This is a genomic window from Burkholderia sp. WP42, from assembly GCF_000745665.1.
Taxonomy (GTDB): Bacteria; Pseudomonadota; Gammaproteobacteria; order Burkholderiales; family Burkholderiaceae; genus Burkholderia; species Burkholderia vietnamiensis.
Map to the genome: position 1 here is coordinate 245,121 of NZ_KN050726.1, position 16,274 is coordinate 261,394.

Genomic DNA, 16,274 nt, shown 5'->3' on the forward strand with positions numbered 1-16,274 from the left:
CGCCAGCGGCATCGCGCAGCGTCGCGCCATTGGCCGGGAAAACCAGTATACCGCCCGCCTTGTCGTCGCCCATTTCGATAAGTACACTGAATCTCATTCAGTACACGGAATGAAGAAGTGCCGACCACCGGCACCGCCCCGAAGGAGACGACGAACGTGTTTCTCAAGAACGCTTGGTACGTGGCATGCACGCCCGATGAAATCGACGGCAAGCCGCTCGGCCGCAAAATCTGCAACGAATCGATGGTGTTCTATCGCGCGGCGGACGGCCGCGTCGCCGCGCTCGAGGATTTCTGCCCGCACCGCGGCGCGCCGCTGTCGCTCGGCTTCGTGCGCGACGGCGTGCTCGTCTGCGGCTATCACGGGCTGGAGATGGGCTGCAACGGCAAGACGGCGGCGATGCCCGGCCAGCGCGTCGGCGGCTTTCCGGCGATCCGCAGCTTTCCGGTGGTCGAGCGTTACGGCTTCGTGTGGGTGTGGCCGGGCGATGCGTCCCGCGCCGATCCGGCCGCCCTGCCCGCGCTGACGTGGGCCGACGATCCGGCGTGGGCGCACGGCGGCGGCCTGTATCACATCCGTTGCGACTACCGGCTGATGATCGACAACCTGATGGACCTCACGCACGAGACCTACGTGCACGCGACGAGCATCGGCCAGAAGGAAATCGACGAAGCACCGCCGAAGACCACCAGCCACGGCGACGAAGTCGTCACGAGCCGCTTCATGCACAACGTGATGCCGCCGCCGTTCTGGCAGATGGCGCTGCGCGGCAACGGGCTCGCCGACGACGTGCCGGTCGACCGCTGGCAGATCTGCCGCTTCACGCCACCGAGCCACGTGATGATCGAAGTGGGCGTCGCGCATGCGGGCCACGGCGGCTACGACGCGCCGGCGGAGCACAAGGCGTCGTCGATCGTCGTCGACTTCATCACGCCGGAAACCGACGGTTCGATCTGGTATTTCTGGGGAATGGCGCGCAACTTCCGGCCCGACGACGATGCGCTGACCGCGACGATCCGCGAAGGCCAGGGCAAGATCTTCGCCGAGGATCTCGAGATGCTCGAGCGCCAGCAGCGCAATCTCGAGCAATGGCCCGAGCGCAAGCTGCTGAAGCTCAATATCGACGCGGGCGGCGTGCTGTCGCGCAAGGTGATCGACCGGTTGCTCGCCGCCGAGGAGGCCGGCGGCGCGCCGTCGGCCACGGCTGCGGTCGTGCGGATCGAGGCGGCGTCGTGAGCGCGCCGACGCTGACCGTCCGGGTGGCCCGCAAGTGGCAGGAAGCGCGCGACATCTGCGGCTTCGAATTCGTCGCCGACGACGGTTCGCCGCTGCCCCGCTTCGACGCCGGCGCCCATATCGACGTCCATCTGCCGGGCGGCCTCGTGCGCCAGTATTCGCTGTGCAACGACCCGCGCCACGGCGATCGCTATCGGATAGCGGTGCTGCGCGACGCCGACGGCCGCGGCGGCTCACGTGCGATTCACGATGAGGTCAGGCAGGGCGACACGCTGCGCATCGGCATGCCGCGCAATCAGTTCCCGCTCGCGCGCGACGCTTCGCATCATCTGCTGCTCGCCGGCGGCATCGGCGTCACGCCGATGCTCAGCATGGCCGAACAGTTGTCCGCGGCCGGCGAGTCGTTCGACCTGCATTACTGCGCGCGCTCGCTCGAACGCATGGCGTTCGTCGAGCAGATCAATACCGCCGCGTTCCGCGACCGCACGCGCCTGCACGTCGACGACGGCGACGCCGCGCAACGCTTCGATCTCCCCGCGGTGCTCGACGCGGCGCCTGCCGGCACGCACCTGTACGTCTGCGGCCCGCGCGGTTTCATGGACGCGGTGCTGGACGCCGCACGCGCCCGCGGCTGGCCCGACGCGCGGCTGCACTACGAGTTCTTCGGCGGCGCGGTCGTCGCGTCGGGTGCGGAGCGCGCGTTCCAGGTCCGGCTCGCGAGCAGCGGCAAGGTGGTCGACGTGCCGGCGGACTGCACGGTCGTCGCCGCGCTCGCGGCCCACGGCATCGACGTGCTGACCTCGTGCGAGCAGGGCGTATGCGGCACCTGCGTGACGCGCGTGCTCGAAGGCGAGCCCGACCATCGCGATTCGTATCTGACGGAAGCGGAACAGGCCGCCGGCGACCAGTTCATGCCGTGCTGTTCGCGTGCCCGCAGCGACCTGCTCGTGCTCGACCTGTAGACGCGGCACGCGGGCGGCCATAGGCCGCCGTTCACGATGCAGCAGACGATCGACGTGTACCCCACACGTCGGTCACTTCGCGAGCCGAGCCCGCGACGGCTTCGACGCACGCCGCCCCACATTTACAATTGAAAACGATTCTCATTACATATATCATGCGCATCCTGCCGCGGTGACGCATTTCGGACGCTGCGGCTCTTTCCTCAGCACTCCGTCATTGAACGATTCATGTCATTTCGTCGACCGCTCCGCCGCGCGCGGGCTTTGCGTCCGTGGCGCGCGGGCCTGCCTGCCCTGATCACCCTTTGCGTCGCCGGCGGCGCACACGCGCAGGCCCAGCGTGCCGCGCCTGCCTCGGCGGCCTCGGCGGCCGACGCGGCGTCGCCCGCCGCGCCGCCCGCGGCCGAGCGCGAACTGCCGGCGATCAGCATCAGCGCGTCGGCGGTCGCCGATCCGACCGTCGGCTACCAGCCGCGCACCAGCAGCATCGCGGGCGGCGACGATCGCGCGCTCAAGGACATTCCGCAATCGATCGCCGTCGTCAGCAGCGCCGTGATGGAGGACCAGCACGCGAACTCGCTCGACGACGTGCTCGGCAACGTCAGCGGCATCACGCAGACCAACACGCTCGGCGGCACGCGCGATGCGTTCATCAAGCGCGGTTTCGGTTCGAACAACGACGGCTCGGTGCTCGTCGACGGCGTCCGTACGCCGGTGCTGCACAGCTATCTCGCGACGATCGATCGCGTCGAAGTGCTGAAGGGCCCGGCTTCGCTGCTGTACGGGATGCAGGACCCGGGCGGCGTGATCAATCTCGTCACGCGCAAGCCGGAGGCCGAATTCGGCGGCTCGATCTCGGCATCGCGCACGAGCCATGGCGGCAGCAGCGCGCAGTTCGACCTCACCGGCCCGCTCGGCAAGCCGGGGCAGGTCGCCGGCGGCACGCTCGCGTTCCGCCTCACCGGCGAATACGACACGAGCCGCTACTGGCGCAGCTTCGGCCGCGAGCGCGATGCGCTGATCGCGCCCGCGCTGTCGTGGCACGACGCGAACACGTCGATCGACGTCGCCTATCAATACGTCGACTACACGACGCCGTTCGACCGCGGCACCGTGCTCGTCAACGGCCGCCCCGACGATGCGCTGCGCTACCGCCGCTACGAGGAGGCGTGGTCGCAGAGCGGCGGCATCCAGGAAACGCTGCGCGCGCGCATCGAGCATCGCTTCTCCGACGCGTGGCGTGTCCGCGCGACCTACGGCTGGGGCCGCGATCGCTACGATCAGTACCTCACGCGCGCGGCTGCGTTCAACAGCAAGACCGGCGCGCTGACGCGCTCGTCCGACGCGAACCTCGGCCGCAACGACGCCGACCAGATCGCGACGCTCGGCCTGCTCGGCAACCTGACGCTCGCCGGGATGCACCATGCGCTGTACATCGGCGGCGAATACGAACTGCAGCGCAGCTTCCGCGGCGACACGATCCGCGGCACGGCGACCAAGGGCTTCGATCTCTACGATCCCGTGTACGGCCTGCTCGCGCCGGGCGGCACCGTCAGCGCGAAGCAAAGCGATTCGCTGTCGAAAGTCCACGCGTATTCGATGATCGTGCAGGACACGGTGAAGCTCACCGAGCGGCTCACCGCGTCGGCGGGGCTGCGCTGGGAGGACTGGCAGCAGGAATCGGGAATGGGCCGGCCGTTCGTGTTCGCCGACCGCTCGCACGGCAACGTGTGGCTGCCGCAGTTCGGGCTCGCGTATGCGCTCACGCCGTCGCTGACCGCGTACGCGAACGTGAGCCGCTCGTTCAAGCCGAACGTCGCGTCGAACGTCGCCGCGCCGCTCGCGCCGGAGTTCGGCCGCGTGCTGGAGGCCGGGCTGAAGTTCAGCATGACGCCCGCGATCAGCGGCACGCTCGCCGCCTACCAGATCGACAAGCGCAACGTCGCGGTCACCGTCGGCGACCTCACGTCGACGATCGGCACTGCGCGCTCGCGCGGGATCGAGCTCGACGTCGCCGGGCAGCTCACGCGGCACCTGAGCCTGATCGGCAGCTACGCCTACACGAACGCGAACGATCGCGACAGCAACACGCCGCTCGTCAACGTCGCGCGCCACACCGGCAGCCTGTTCGCGGTGTACGACACGGCGATCGCGAATCTGCCCGGACGCTGGCGCTTCGGCGGCGGCGCGCGGCTGGTCGGCGCGCGGCCCGGCGACACCGCCAACAGCTTCACGCTGCCCGGCTACGTGACGGTCGATGCGTTCGCCGCGTATGAAACGATGGTCGGCAAGTTCCCGACGCGCATCCAGCTGAACGTGAAGAACCTGCTCGACAAGACCTACTACCCGTCGAGCAACAGCAACCTGATCGTGGCGGTCGGCGAGCCGCGGCTCGTCACGCTGACGACCACGGTGTCGTTCTGATGTGCGGCGGCCGCGCGCCACACGCGCGTCACGGCCGCCAGCGATACACGACGAGACTCGAACCGTTGTAATTGTCCTTCGTGATCACGTACTCGCCCGTCGAGCGCAGATACGCGCGAATTCCGTACATCGAGTCGACGTCGTTGCCGACATCCATCGCCGCCGTGTTCGAGTTCGTCAGCGTGGTGACGAGGCTACCGGTGTTCAGATCGAACACGTCGACGTTCGGCACCGTGTGCACGTAGCCGACGAACAGGTAATGGCCTGCTGCCGCGATCGACTTCGGGTTCGCGCTGGTCAGGTCGATCGCGACGTTCGGCGTGGTCGTATTGCCGGCTTTCCAGCCGCGATAGACCTCGATGTGCCCGTTCATCGCCGTCCAGTCCCAGGTGCCCGCGATGCCCTGCGCGAGGATCATCGTGTCGCTGTCGGCCTGATAGATGATCCGCGTGAGCGGCAGCACCGTGCGCGGAATCGGAATCTGCACCGGCTTGCCCCATGACGGCTTGCCGGTCGCGTCGAGGCCCGTCATCGGATAGTGCGAGATCGTGTTGGTGCGATCGAGGCCGGCCCAGACGTCGCCGTTGTCGTCGAGCATGAAACCGGCGGTCGCCTGCAGGCTCGTATTGAACGGCTTGCCGGGGATCGAACCGTCTGGAATCGCGATGTAGCCGTTCGCCGCGTTGAAGTGATAGATGTTGTAGTTGCCGGGGTTCTGCCCGGTCGCGACGAGCATCCGCGTGCCGTTCACCCGCGCGAGCTGACCGAAATGCTGGCCGCGCTGATAGTCGTTCATGTCGAGGCGCGGATCCTTCGGATAGGTGAACGGATCGATCGTGTTCGCGACGAACGTGCCGCCCGCGGTGCCGGTGTACACGGTGTTGCCGCTGTAGAAGAACGCGCCGTCGGTGAGCGGATCGGGCGCCGCGGCTGCCTCGAAGTTCAGCGCCTGCAACTTCCATTGCAAGACGCCGGTCGGGCTGTACGAATGGAGATCGGTGCTGCCGTTGCGCCCGAGATCCCAGCCGCCGCCCCACGCGTTGTTGAGCACGTACAGGTTGCCGGCCGCGTCCTTGCCGATGCCCGCGACGCGCGTGAAGCGCTTGTCGCCGACCTGCCCCTTGATGCCCGTCGTCGTGTCGAGATAGCCGCCCTGCACGCCGAACGTGCCGACCTGCGCGGGCTGGCCCGCGAGCGCGTATATCTTGATGTTCATGTCCGGGCCTTCATCGCCCACCAGCAACTGCCCGCTCGGCGCATCGAAATAAAGCGAAGCCGGCCGCGCGCGGGCCGCCATCTGGATCGTGCCCAGCGCGGTGCCGCTCGGGCTGAACTGCGCGACCACGCCCGCGCTCTTGCGCGCAACCCACAGGTTGCCGGCCGCGTCGAGCGCGAGCGCGCCCGGCCCCGACACCGCGATGTCGCGCTGCCACACGCCGTCCGTCGTGTACACGCGCACGCGGTTGCCGTAGAAGTCGCTCGCGTACAGCAGGTTGCCGGCCGCCGCGAGGCCGGTGATCACGTCGGCGTACTGGATGCCCGTCCACGTGCTGACCGGGATGCGCAGGTCGCGCTGGTTCGTGCTGCGGTTGTAGCGCCCCACCGAGCCGCTGCCGAACGTGCGGTTGTAGCCGAGCGCGACGAACAGCGAATTCGCGTTGCCGGTGATCGCGCCGCCCTGGAACTCGTCATGGATGCCGATCGTGCCGAGCGTCTGCCCGTTCTGGTAGATCGCGACGCCGCCGGCGTTCTCGTCCCAGCGCGACGACGTATAGATCACCCCTTCGGGCGCGACCCACAGCGAGCGCGCGCCGTTGCCGACGTGCGCGGCGAGCGTGCCGAACGTGTTGGCGAGCCAGTCCGTCGAGTATTGCGTCTGCGCGTGGGCGAGCGGTGCCGTGAGCATCATGCATGCCGCAAGCAATACCGCGCCGATTCGTTTCACTGACATGACTGAGGCTCCCGGACGATTGTTTGTTGATACTGTAATTCGGCGCAGATGAAACATTGGTGATTTCTGAAAAATTCCATCAAATTGTGCCGAGAATTATTTTGCGGCTTTACGTTATGCGGATGTCGCGCGCTTTGCTCGTCAACGCTGGGCGTGCCGCTACGCTTCGATGTGTCGCGCCCGCATTGTGCAGGCCGAATTTTTCGGCACTTTATTCCGAATAATTCGATGCGTGTATGTCATTTTTTCTGATTTTCGCGCAGCGGTTTTATCGCACGCGGAATCGATTGAATGATTACAAATAGAAATTTAAATGAAAGAAAAAAATATTGTCGCGTGCGGCATCGTGCGTCGCGGCGGGCATGGTGCATGCCGCCGCGTCGCGAAGGTCGTGAAGGATGAGAAATGACGCAGTGCATGGCGACTTGCCGATGCCGCCGACGGCGCAACCGGCGCTGCGGCGTGCATGCGACCATGCGCTGAAGCCGGCCGCCATCTTTGGATAGCACCGCTGTACAACCGAGGAACCAGCGCCGGATAATCGAGCACCGCCTTTCGAGGAGCCCGCCGCCATGGACCGCATGTCGCCGTTGCCGTTCGCCGCCGCTCGGCGTGAACGATGAGAATCGACGCGCCGCCACGCTGCGGCTTTCCCGGCCTGTCGCTGCGCCAGCTCGAGCGTACCGATCTCGATGCGTGGTACGCGTACCTGTCGGTGCCCGACGTCGTCCGTCACACGAGCTGGAACCTGCGCTCGCGCGATGACCTGCTGCCGCTGTTCGACGCGATCGAATCGGCGCAGCCGGATTCGATCCGCCGTCTCGCGATCGTCGACGATGCGTCCGGCGCGCTCGCCGGCACGATCGGGCTGCATACGGTGTCCACCGCGAATCGCTCGGCCGAAATCGCGTACGATCTCGCGCCGTCGTACTGGGGGCGCGGCATCGCCAGCGCGCTGTGCGCGAGTGTGACCGCATGGGCGTTCGCCGACGGCTTCAGGCGCGTCCAGGGCGTCGTGCTGGCCAGCAACGCCGCGTCGCTACGCGTGCTGCAGAAATGCGGCTACCGCTACGAAGGCTTGCTGCGTGCGTACCGGATGGTGCGCGGCGTGCCCGGCGATTTCGCGATGTACGCGCGCCTCGCGACGGACTGACGCGTCGGGCGACCGGCACCGGCCTCGTGAATGGCACTGCGCCCGCCGTCGAAGCGATTGGACGGCCCGCGGCGAATTCGCGACAATCGGCATTCCCCGGCTCGACTCGCCCCGCCATGAAAATCGCTGCGCTGTCCGACATCCACGGCAACCTCGCCGCGCTCGACGCGGTGCTCGACGACGTGCGCCGCCGCGGCGCCGACGTGATCGTCAATCTCGGCGATATCGTCTCGGGCGCGCTCCATCCGGCGGAAACGGCCGATCGCCTGATTGCACTCGATCTGCCGACGATCCGCGGCAATCACGAACGGCAACTGCTGGAGCGCACGCGCGACGCGATGGGGCTGTCCGACCGTTGGGCGCACGACACGCTGCACGAGCGCCACCGCGCGTGGCTCGCCGCATTGCCTGAACGCGCGACGCTCGGCGACGACGTGCTGCTGGTGCACGGCACGCCCGCGAGCGACCTCGACTATTTTCTCGAAACGGTGACGCGCGACGGCTGCCGCGCGGCGACGCCCGACGAAATCGCGCAGCGCGCCGGAGACGAGCCGGCGTCGCTGATCCTGTGCGGCCACACGCATGTGCCGCGCGTCGCGCGGCTCGCCGACGGCCGCACGATCGTCAACCCTGGAAGCGTCGGGCTGCCGGCCTATGCGGACGATTTGCCGTATCCGCACCGGATCGAAACCGGCTCGCCGCACGCGCGCTATGCGATCGTGTCGCGCACGCCGGCGGGCTGGCACGCCGAACTTCATACCGTCGAATACGACTGGCAGATGGCTGCCGACACGGCAGCCGCGCGCGGCCGCGACGAGTGGGCCGTCGCGCTGCGCACCGGCCGCTGCTGACGCGCCGTCAGGTCACGTTCGCCATCCTTCTTTTACTGGAAAATCACCGCCCGATGCCCGTTCCTTCGCAACTGCTTTTCCTGCCCGGCGCGTCGGGCAGCACCGCGTTCTGGCAGCCGCTCGCGAGCCGCCTCGTGCATCCGGCCGAACGGCGCATCGTCGGCTATCCGGGCTTCGGCGACACGCCGGCCGATCCCGACGTCACCGATTTCGACGGCCTCGTGCGCCGCGTGCTGCACACGATCGACCGGCCGACCGCCGTGATCGCGCAATCGATGGGCGGGGTCATTGCGATGCACGCGGCGCTCGAACGTCCGGCACTCGTCACGCATCTGGTGCTGACGGTCACGTCCGGCGGCCTCGACATGCGCGGCCTCGGCGCGCAGGACTGGCGCACCGATTTCGCGCGCGCAAATCCGCACTTGCCCGACTGGTTCCTGACGTTGCACGTCGACCTGTCCGACGCGATCGGACGCATCGCACAACCGACGCTGCTGCTGTGGGGAGACGACGATCCGATCAGCCCGGTCGCGGCCGGCCAGCGCCTGCTCGAACGGCTGCCCGATGCGCGGCTGCATCTGGTGCCGGGCGGCCGGCACGATCTCGCGGCCGTGCATGCCGATACGCTCGCGCCGCTCGTCGATGCGCATCTGCAGCGGGTTTGACGCTGTGTGTTTCGGCACGCGTGGCGCGAGGTGGACGGTGTTGTGACAGCGGTGGGGCCGTGGGGCGGTGCGCTTAGTCGGGTGCGCTTGGTTCGGCGCGTTTGAATTTGCGTAAGTCAAGACCTGATGTCTCAGTCAGCGTCAGATCAGGTCTGAGATTGCTTTTGCCGTCACTTCATCAAGGGCCGTGATCGACCCACTGCGGTCACCCGTTTTTCTCCGAACCAGTCGTTCGTGTTAGCGTAGTCTCCTCCCCACCGCTCCGGGTTCTGCTGTGGCTTATCGGTTGTACATGAACGTGACCAACGCAGCGTTTCGCGAGGTGCGTCGCATCAAGTGATCAGTAGCGCAGGATTTCTGCGGAGGAGAGTGCGCTGTTATCGTTGAAATCGTCTGCCCGATAGATTCCTTGCGCCAAACGCTCTCGAAGGCCCGGCTTGGACTTGACGTAACCTCGATCCCCGCCCGCAGCGAGCACCTCACCACCGGGCAGCACGGTAAGCGTGGCCCCTATGCCCACGCCGTCGTTCATGGGCGCCGTCAGGCGCCACACACCCGTCTTTACGTCATAGATCTCTGAAGAATTAAGGTCGAGGCTTTCGTCATCAGCGCCTCGTGCCACAAGCACGTTTCCATTCGGCAACAGCACAGCGCGAGCCCCAGATCGCGCCGCGTTCAGGTTTCCCGCGGGCGACCACTGGTTCGTGACTGGATCGTAAATTTCGGCCAAGCTTCGATAAGGCCCGGGATCCTTGGCAAGCGCGATGGCCAAGTCGGTCGATGTGAAGTCCGAGCCTTTCTCCTTGACGACTTCCGCCATCGCGGCATCCAACCTCTTGGTGTCGTCGCCGGCTTTCTTGACGTCCTCGCCCCCCACGACGAGTACCTTCCCACTTCGCAGAAGCGTTGCGGAGTGACCGTAGCGCGCGTTCCTCATCGGGGCAACCGCTACCCAAGTATCTTTGACGGGGTCAAAGAGTTCAGCCATGGCGGTCGCGTCGCCGTTGCTCCCCGCCATTCTCCCGCCAACCACAAGCACCTTGCCGTTCGGCAACAGCGTGGCAGTGTGGCCCCGACGTCCAATACTCATACTGGCGGTGACTGCCCATTGGCCATCGGTGGGATTGAACAGCTCGGCCGAAGCAAAAGCGTCGTCATCCATCACGTCATCCGCGCGATGGCCGCCGGTGACAAGCACGCGACCGTCCTTCAAGACAGTCATCGTATGACCCAATCGCCCCGTCGCCATGTTCCCGACACGATTCCAAACGCCACGGGTAGGGCTATAGACCTCAGCCGAAGGCGTCGCAGAGAGGTTATTTGAGTCAGCGGCCAGCCCGCCGGCCACCAACACATTGCCATCGGCCAACAAGACCGCTTTGTGCGCTTGGCGTGGAAGCACCATGGCGCCCGCCTTGGACCATTTTGGGTGGGCGGGATCGTAAAGCTCGCTCACCGCCAGAAGACCGCCGCCTCCGGGGCCACCGAAACCACCAGCCACCAGCACCTTGCCATTGGGTAGCAAGGTTGCGGTATGCCCGTAGCGGGCGAGCACCATACGCGTCGTGGACTGCCAAACACCAGCGGTCTTGGTGGTTGTTCGCTCAATCGATGGACGATCAATATCTGCTTGCCCGACCTCGTCGGTCGCGTAGAACATAGAGACACCGGTCAACAGGACGATCCCCAGTGCCATCAAAGTGCGTCGTAATTCAGAGCTTCCCAAAGTGTTCATACGCATTATTCTGTACCGAATCGCTGGCAAACATTTCTTTGGTCATTGGACATGGTCGCACGGAATATGCTCAACTCGTCGTGATTGTCGCCGATTCCGACTGCGTGGTCGGCCGACCGCTTGTGGCCGACGACCGCCCGATGCCGCCGTCACACTGCGTTGGATCGGAGGACGGCGCGCACCGACCCCAAGCGGTCAATCGAGCCTGTGCCATCCGGACATTCAGTGCGGCTCCCATGCAGCTAACACCCATTCAGATATCTGTCGAGGGCGTGGCGATTTCGATCAGACGTTGTCCGTCGTTGCCATCCTCGACTCTCCAGCCTCGGGCGTTTAACATCTTTCGTATCTCATCGGCCTTTGCCCAATCCTTTGCCTCTCGGGCCTGAGCACGTTCACCGAGCAACACTCGGATGCTTTCCGGAATGTCAGACGCAACTGGCTTCCAATCGCGTAACCCAAGGCCCAGAACATAATCAAAGCTGTCGACAGTCGCTTTCAAGGTCGCAGATGGGAGCTCGCTCTTGACCAACTCCCATAGCACGGCCAATGCCCTCGGCAGATTCAGGTCCTCATTCACTTCGGCGTCGAAGCGCGCGGCGAAATCCGGATCGATGCGGCCACCGTCCGGCCAACCGGAATAGAGATGCCTCAGCCGGTTCAAGGCTGTCTGCGCTGCGTCAAGAGACGCCCAGCTGAAATGCAGCTTGCTCCGGTAATGAGCCGTCATGCACAGGAAACGGTAGGCAAGTGGATCGATGTTCCGAGTGCGCAAGGTCTGCAAGCGAACAAAATCGCCACTCGACTTCGACATCTTCGTGTTGGCATCGAGCGTTAGAAAATGTCCGTGCATCCAGAAGTTCGCAAGCCGAGTGCCGTGGGCCGCTTGAGTTTGTGCAATCTCGTTGCTGTGATGCACGGCGATATGGTCTTCTCCGCCACAGTGGATGTCGAACCAGATGCCGAGGTGCTTCGCCGACATGGCCGAGCACTCAATATGCCAGCCCGGAAATCCACGCCCCCATGGGCTATCCCATTCCATCTGCCGCGTTACGCCCGCCGGACTGAACTTCCATAGCGCAAAATCTGTGATGTTCCGCTTGGCACCAACTACGACGCGCTTGCCCGCCTGCAGGCCGGCACGGTCGAGCCGGGCCAGAAAGCCGTAATCGTCCTGCTTTTTTGTGTCGAAATAGAGGCCGTCGTTGGTCCTGTATACGTAGCCTGACCGTTCCAACTCGCCGATAAACGCGATCTGTTCGGCGATGTGATCGGTCGCACGGCACCATACCGTCGGCTCCAGCAAGTTGAGGGCATGCCAATCCGCGAAGAAGGCCTCGGTGTAGCGCTGAGCGATAGCCCATGCTGACTCTCCGGTCCGTCTGCTACCTTTTTCCATCTTGTCTTCGCCTTCGTCAGCATCCGAAGTCAGATGACCGACATCGGTGATATTGACGACGTGACGGACCTCGTAGCCGTTGCGAATGAGCACCCGGCGCAGAATGTCTTCGAACACATACGTTCTTAGATTGCCGATATGCGCATGGTCATAGACGGTGGGGCCGCAGCAATACATGCCAACGCGGCCAGCGTGAATTGGCGTGAACGAGCGCACGGTACGCGACCAGGTGTCATACAACGTAAGTTGCATCAACTCTCTCCGTCTCGAAGGGGGCAAAAACAAAAAGGCCGCCGGTTTTGCAACGGGCGGCCAGAGGCGATTGATGCGACGTGTAGTTAATCGCTAGACGCAGCATCTCCCCGGCACGTTTTGACAACATGCGCGGACCAGCGAAAAGAGGGATTTGGAGCGACTAATCATGCTGACGATCCTAGCGTCGTTTGGCTGCGCAGGTCAATACCGGCGAATGGCCGCTTTGAGCGTGGTCTTCCGACTGACCGTTTGTGGCCGGACTCGGCCGGCCGCAGCCCCGGCAGGCACCGACTGGCTCAACCCGACCCTGAAGGGACCCTCACGGGCGATCAAAGCGGCCATCGAAGTTCCTGTGCGGGGCAGGATGACACTTGCACCGGCCGCGACTGATCACGCTACTTCTTCGACACAATCGCCGCCAACTTTGGCCAGCGCATTCAGCAGCCCGGTTCGCAGCGTGGTTAACGCGAGACTCTTTGCGTCGAGTTCGGCGAGCTTTGCTTGCAGGCACGCGACCTTTTGGTCAACGCCGAACGTCGGACTTTCCCATACATGGACAACGTCGCCAATTTCCGCCAGCGTGAAGCCCAACGCCTTCGCGTGGACGATCAGCCGTATCCGCTGTAACGAAAGTTCGGAATAGTGCTTGTAAGTGTTCGTCGCGTTACCTTGCGTTGCTTTATCCAGCAGACCCATACGCTCGTAGTAACGGACGGTGTCGCGCGATACACCCGCCCGCTTGCATAGCTCGCCGATGCGCATGCTGCCTCCAATCAATGTCGTGGACCGTCATTTACGCTTGACCGTTGCCTATAGTCAACGGTTTAGAGTGCAACTCCCGTTCCACTCCATCAGCAGCCCATGAGCAAATCTTTCGATTTTGGCGGAAAAACAGCACTCGTCACGGGTGCATCATCGGGTATCGGGCGCGCGTTTGCCCACGCGTTGGCCGAACGCGGTGCGAGACTCCTGCTGGTCGCACGCTCTCACGACAAGCTGCGTGATCTGGCCGCGGAACTGCGGCGCGATTACGCGTGCGACGCCGATTTTCTGACGGTCGACCTGAGCGCAGCCGACGCCGTCGACACGATCGATCGCCATCTGAAGGGGACCGGCACGTTCGTCGATGTGCTGATCAACAATGCGGGCTTCGCAGCTTACGGGCGCTTTGAAACGATTCCGCTGACGCGCCAGCGCGATGAAGTCCTGGTGAACTGCATCGCCGCGATCGAGCTGACTCATCTTCTGCTGCCGGGGATGCAAGCGCGATCCGGCGGCGCAGTCATCAACGTCGCGTCAACCGCGGCATTCCAGCCCGATCCGTATATGGCCGTCTACGGCGCGACGAAGGCCTTTCTCCTGTCATTTTCGGAAGCTGTTTGGGCTGAAAACCGGCAGCGGGGCATCCGGGTCGTCGCGCTATGTCCCGGCGCCACGCAAACGGCCTTTTTCGACGTTGTTGGCGCGAAGGAGGCTGCAGTCGGCGTGCCGATGCCGGTCGCCAACGTGGTGCGGGATGCGTTGTGGGCGCTCGATCGTAATCTGAGCTATCGGGTTGTGGGGACGCGAAATCGACTGCTTGCGAACTTGCAGAGACTACTGAGCCGTCAGATGTCGGCTCGGCTCGTTGAAAAAATCCTTCGACCGAGAGAAGTTCGGAATCTCGCGGCAACAGATATCAAGGCGTAGGGTTGCGCTGTTTTCAAATGGTGGTCTCTTGGCGTCGCGAACGGCCGCGTTTCAACCCGGCGCGTCGACCGTAGCATGTCATCGCTAGTGGACTATCCGATGCGACAATTCGGATAGCGGCTTTGCATCGTACAGCGCCTGAGCGCCCGTGCCGCGGCGTGATGCGTCAGGCCATCCACGCTCTACATCATGAACCGACAACCCGCAATCTCATGCCCCGACTGGGTAAGGCGCGCCGAGCCGATAGAAGGTGTCGAACGCATCGAAGCGTGGTTTCACGGCAAGGCGTATGCCATGCACCGCCACGATACCTATGCGATTGGTCGCACGCTCGCTGGCGTCCAGAGTTTCAACTATCGGCGCAGCCTGCGAAACAGCCTGGCAGGCCACACGATGGTGCTGCATCCCGACGAGGCTCACGATGGTCAGGCGGGCACCGACGAAGGGTTTCGGTACCGGATGATCTACGTGGAACCCGCGCTTTTTCAGGACGTGCTCGGCGGGCGCGCGCTGCCGTTCCTCGAAGGCGGCGTGACGACCGATGCGCGCCTTGCGGCGGCAACCACGACATTGCTGCAGCACGTCGGCTATAGGCTTGAACCGCTTGAACAAAGCGATGCCCTCGTCGAACTGACGCATGCGATTGCCGCTGTTGCCGGCACGCCCACACGCCGTCCGAAAGGCGATTTCCTCGCGGCGCGGCGCGCGCGCGACTATTTGCACGTGAACTGCGCGCGCGTCGTCACGCTCGTCGAACTTGAAGCGGCGACGGGCCGCGATCGCTGGAGTCTATCGCACGACTTTCGCACCTTCTACGGCACGAGCCCGTACCGTTATCTGACGATGCGGCGCCTCGATACGGTGCGCCGCATGCTGCTCGCTGGCACCTCGCTCGCTCACGCCGCTGCGGCCGCGGGTTTTTCTGATCAGAGCCACATGACGCGACACTTCTCGAAAACATTCGGGCTGACGCCAGGGCGCTGGCTCCAGGTCACGGGCAGCATTCACCGCGGCTGAAAACACACACGATCGTTCAATACGGCCGCAAGGAGCATGTATATCCTCGAAGCATTGCCCCTTGAACGGAGAGAACGGTGTCCCAATCCTCGAAACACAACAACGTGCCGGCCGAACGCGGCCAGTGCCAGACCATCGATTTGACCGGCAAGATCGCGCTGATCGACGGTCACTGGCAACCGCGTGTCGTCGCGGAAATGAATGACTATCAGTTCAAGGTTGTGAAAGTCGAAAGCGAGTTTCAGTGGCACCGCCATGCCGATACCGACGAAACGTTCATCGTGCTCGGAGGCGAGTTGCGTATCGAATTTCGCGCGGGCCCTTCGGGCGATGGTTCTATTGTGTTGCGTGCCGGTCAGATGGCGGTGGTGCCGAAGGGCGTCGAACACAAGCCCTGTGCAAATGCCGAAGTAAAGCTGCTGCTGATCGAGCCGCGAGGTGTGGTGAACACGGGCGACGGCGCAGCGGGCGAGCGTACTGTCGAGAACGACCAGTGGATTTAAGGCAGCCTCTGCGTATGCCAGCTGAGATAGTCGGAGCCGGCGAGCTTGAGCGAGTCTGCGGAAGCGCGATCATCGTCGATCTGGACGCATCGGTTCGACGGCTCGTTCTGGCCGACGAACCTGTCCGCATTTTTGTGGGCGAGGCGGTTGAACAGCGCGTTATCCGCGCGCCTGCGTGAATCGCTCGCCAAACAGGATAGCAAACTGGTTCATCGCTGATTTCCAGTCGAAGGCGGCCCGCACGGTCTTGGCCAGCACGTTGCGCAGCGCCAGCCAGAGCAGCTTGATCGCGGCCTCGTCATTCGGGAAGTGACCACGAGTCTTGATGATCTTGCGCAACTGCATGTTCAGACTTTCAATGGCGTTCGTTGTGTAGACAACTCGTCGAATCTCCGGCGGAAACACGAAGAACGGTATGACGTGCTCCCATGCAC

General features: G+C 64.2%; 15 protein-coding genes. 9 read left to right on the plus strand and 6 right to left on the minus strand.

The annotated features are described in order from the left end of the window. Positions 1 to 156 precede the first annotated feature (156 nt). The 3 genes from EX20_RS29030 (at position 157) to EX20_RS29040 (ending at position 4,622) form a co-directional block, all read left to right on the plus strand. A complete protein-coding gene (locus tag EX20_RS29030) occupies positions 157 to 1,236 on the plus strand; it encodes an aromatic ring-hydroxylating dioxygenase subunit alpha (protein WP_034195549.1) in 1,080 nt (359 codons plus the stop codon). Beyond that, positions 1,233 to 2,198, plus strand: coding sequence for a PDR/VanB family oxidoreductase (locus EX20_RS29035; protein ID WP_034195528.1), 966 nt, complete (start codon positions 1,233 to 1,235; stop codon positions 2,196 to 2,198). Before EX20_RS29030 ends, EX20_RS29035 begins: the two co-directional genes overlap by 4 nt. 228 nt (positions 2,199 to 2,426) lie before the next feature. Then, the gene (locus EX20_RS29040; protein ID WP_034195529.1) at positions 2,427 to 4,622 is read left to right on the plus strand and encodes a TonB-dependent siderophore receptor; all 2,196 of its coding nucleotides are present in this window, start codon (positions 2,427 to 2,429) and stop codon (positions 4,620 to 4,622) included. 28 nt (positions 4,623 to 4,650) lie between these two features. Here the strand turns inward: EX20_RS29040 and EX20_RS29045 are convergent, their stop codons facing one another. Beyond that, positions 4,651 to 6,573: an SMP-30/gluconolactonase/LRE family protein gene (locus EX20_RS29045; RefSeq protein WP_034195530.1), complete on the minus strand. Its 1,923-nt coding sequence runs from the start codon at positions 6,571 to 6,573 to the stop codon at positions 4,651 to 4,653. Positions 6,574 to 6,868: 295 nt separating this feature from the next. After that, a complete protein-coding gene (locus EX20_RS29050; protein WP_034195531.1) occupies positions 6,869 to 7,069 on the minus strand; it encodes a hypothetical protein in 201 nt (66 codons plus the stop codon). A 123-nt stretch (positions 7,070 to 7,192) separates the two neighbouring features. Here EX20_RS29050 and EX20_RS29055 point away from each other — a divergent pair, with 123 nt between their 5' ends. The 3 genes from EX20_RS29055 to EX20_RS29065 all read left to right on the plus strand — a co-directional run bounded on the left by EX20_RS29055 (position 7,193) and on the right by EX20_RS29065 (position 9,242). Beyond that, positions 7,193 to 7,726: a GNAT family N-acetyltransferase gene (locus EX20_RS29055; RefSeq protein WP_034195532.1), complete on the plus strand. Its 534-nt coding sequence runs from the start codon at positions 7,193 to 7,195 to the stop codon at positions 7,724 to 7,726. A 116-nt stretch (positions 7,727 to 7,842) separates the two neighbouring features. Next, a complete protein-coding gene (locus EX20_RS29060; RefSeq protein WP_034195533.1) occupies positions 7,843 to 8,577 on the plus strand; it encodes a metallophosphoesterase family protein in 735 nt (244 codons plus the stop codon). Positions 8,578 to 8,630: 53 nt separating this feature from the next. Continuing rightward, a complete protein-coding gene (locus tag EX20_RS29065; RefSeq protein WP_034195550.1) occupies positions 8,631 to 9,242 on the plus strand; it encodes an alpha/beta fold hydrolase in 612 nt (203 codons plus the stop codon). A gap of 340 nt (positions 9,243 to 9,582) precedes the next feature. Here the strand turns inward: EX20_RS29065 and EX20_RS29070 are convergent, their stop codons facing one another. The 3 genes from EX20_RS29070 to EX20_RS29080 form a co-directional block, all read right to left on the minus strand. Next, positions 9,583 to 10,977, minus strand: a complete 1,395-nt coding sequence (locus tag EX20_RS29070; protein ID WP_196480344.1) for a Kelch repeat-containing protein — start codon at positions 10,975 to 10,977, stop codon at positions 9,583 to 9,585. Between the two features lie 253 nt (positions 10,978 to 11,230). Beyond that, positions 11,231 to 12,628: a cysteine--tRNA ligase gene (gene cysS / locus EX20_RS29075; RefSeq protein ID WP_014724035.1), complete on the minus strand. Its 1,398-nt coding sequence runs from the start codon at positions 12,626 to 12,628 to the stop codon at positions 11,231 to 11,233. 393 nt (positions 12,629 to 13,021) lie between these two features. Next, positions 13,022 to 13,393: a heavy metal-responsive transcriptional regulator gene (locus tag EX20_RS29080; protein ID WP_034195534.1), complete on the minus strand. Its 372-nt coding sequence runs from the start codon at positions 13,391 to 13,393 to the stop codon at positions 13,022 to 13,024. Positions 13,394 to 13,492: 99 nt separating this feature from the next. Here EX20_RS29080 and EX20_RS29085 point away from each other — a divergent pair, with 99 nt between their 5' ends. The 3 genes from EX20_RS29085 to EX20_RS29095 all read left to right on the plus strand — a co-directional run bounded on the left by EX20_RS29085 (position 13,493) and on the right by EX20_RS29095 (position 15,840). Next, complete coding sequence (locus EX20_RS29085; protein WP_034195535.1) at positions 13,493 to 14,320, plus strand: SDR family NAD(P)-dependent oxidoreductase; 828 nt, start codon at positions 13,493 to 13,495, stop codon at positions 14,318 to 14,320. A 189-nt stretch (positions 14,321 to 14,509) separates the two neighbouring features. Further along, positions 14,510 to 15,337, plus strand: a complete 828-nt coding sequence (locus tag EX20_RS29090; protein ID WP_014724037.1) for an AraC family transcriptional regulator — start codon at positions 14,510 to 14,512, stop codon at positions 15,335 to 15,337. Between the two features lie 77 nt (positions 15,338 to 15,414). Continuing rightward, complete coding sequence (locus EX20_RS29095; protein WP_014724038.1) at positions 15,415 to 15,840, plus strand: cupin domain-containing protein; 426 nt, start codon at positions 15,415 to 15,417, stop codon at positions 15,838 to 15,840. Positions 15,841 to 15,999: 159 nt separating this feature from the next. Here the strand turns inward: EX20_RS29095 and EX20_RS29105 are convergent. Continuing rightward, on the minus strand, positions 16,000 to 16,274 hold a 275-nt coding region (locus EX20_RS29105; RefSeq protein ID WP_197063152.1), incomplete at its 5' end, for a transposase.

Coding starts and splice junctions, on each gene's coding strand:
- EX20_RS29065 (WP_034195550.1), top strand. CDS start 8,631: ATGCCCGTTCCTTCGCAACTGCTTTTCCTGCCCGGCGCGTCGGGCAGC.
- EX20_RS29040 (WP_034195529.1), top strand. CDS start 2,427: ATGTCATTTCGTCGACCGCTCCGCCGCGCGCGGGCTTTGCGTCCGTGG.
- EX20_RS29080 (WP_034195534.1), bottom strand. CDS start 13,393: ATGCGCATCGGCGAGCTATGCAAGCGGGCGGGTGTATCGCGCGACACC.
- EX20_RS29070 (WP_196480344.1), bottom strand. CDS start 10,977: ATGAACACTTTGGGAAGCTCTGAATTACGACGCACTTTGATGGCACTG.
- EX20_RS29085 (WP_034195535.1), top strand. CDS start 13,493: ATGAGCAAATCTTTCGATTTTGGCGGAAAAACAGCACTCGTCACGGGT.
- cysS (WP_014724035.1), bottom strand. CDS start 12,628: ATGCAACTTACGTTGTATGACACCTGGTCGCGTACCGTGCGCTCGTTC.
- EX20_RS29060 (WP_034195533.1), top strand. CDS start 7,843: ATGAAAATCGCTGCGCTGTCCGACATCCACGGCAACCTCGCCGCGCTC.
- EX20_RS29090 (WP_014724037.1), top strand. CDS start 14,510: ATGAACCGACAACCCGCAATCTCATGCCCCGACTGGGTAAGGCGCGCC.
- EX20_RS29055 (WP_034195532.1), top strand. CDS start 7,193: ATGAGAATCGACGCGCCGCCACGCTGCGGCTTTCCCGGCCTGTCGCTG.
- EX20_RS29050 (WP_034195531.1), bottom strand. CDS start 7,069: ATGGCGGCCGGCTTCAGCGCATGGTCGCATGCACGCCGCAGCGCCGGT.
- EX20_RS29045 (WP_034195530.1), bottom strand. CDS start 6,573: ATGTCAGTGAAACGAATCGGCGCGGTATTGCTTGCGGCATGCATGATG.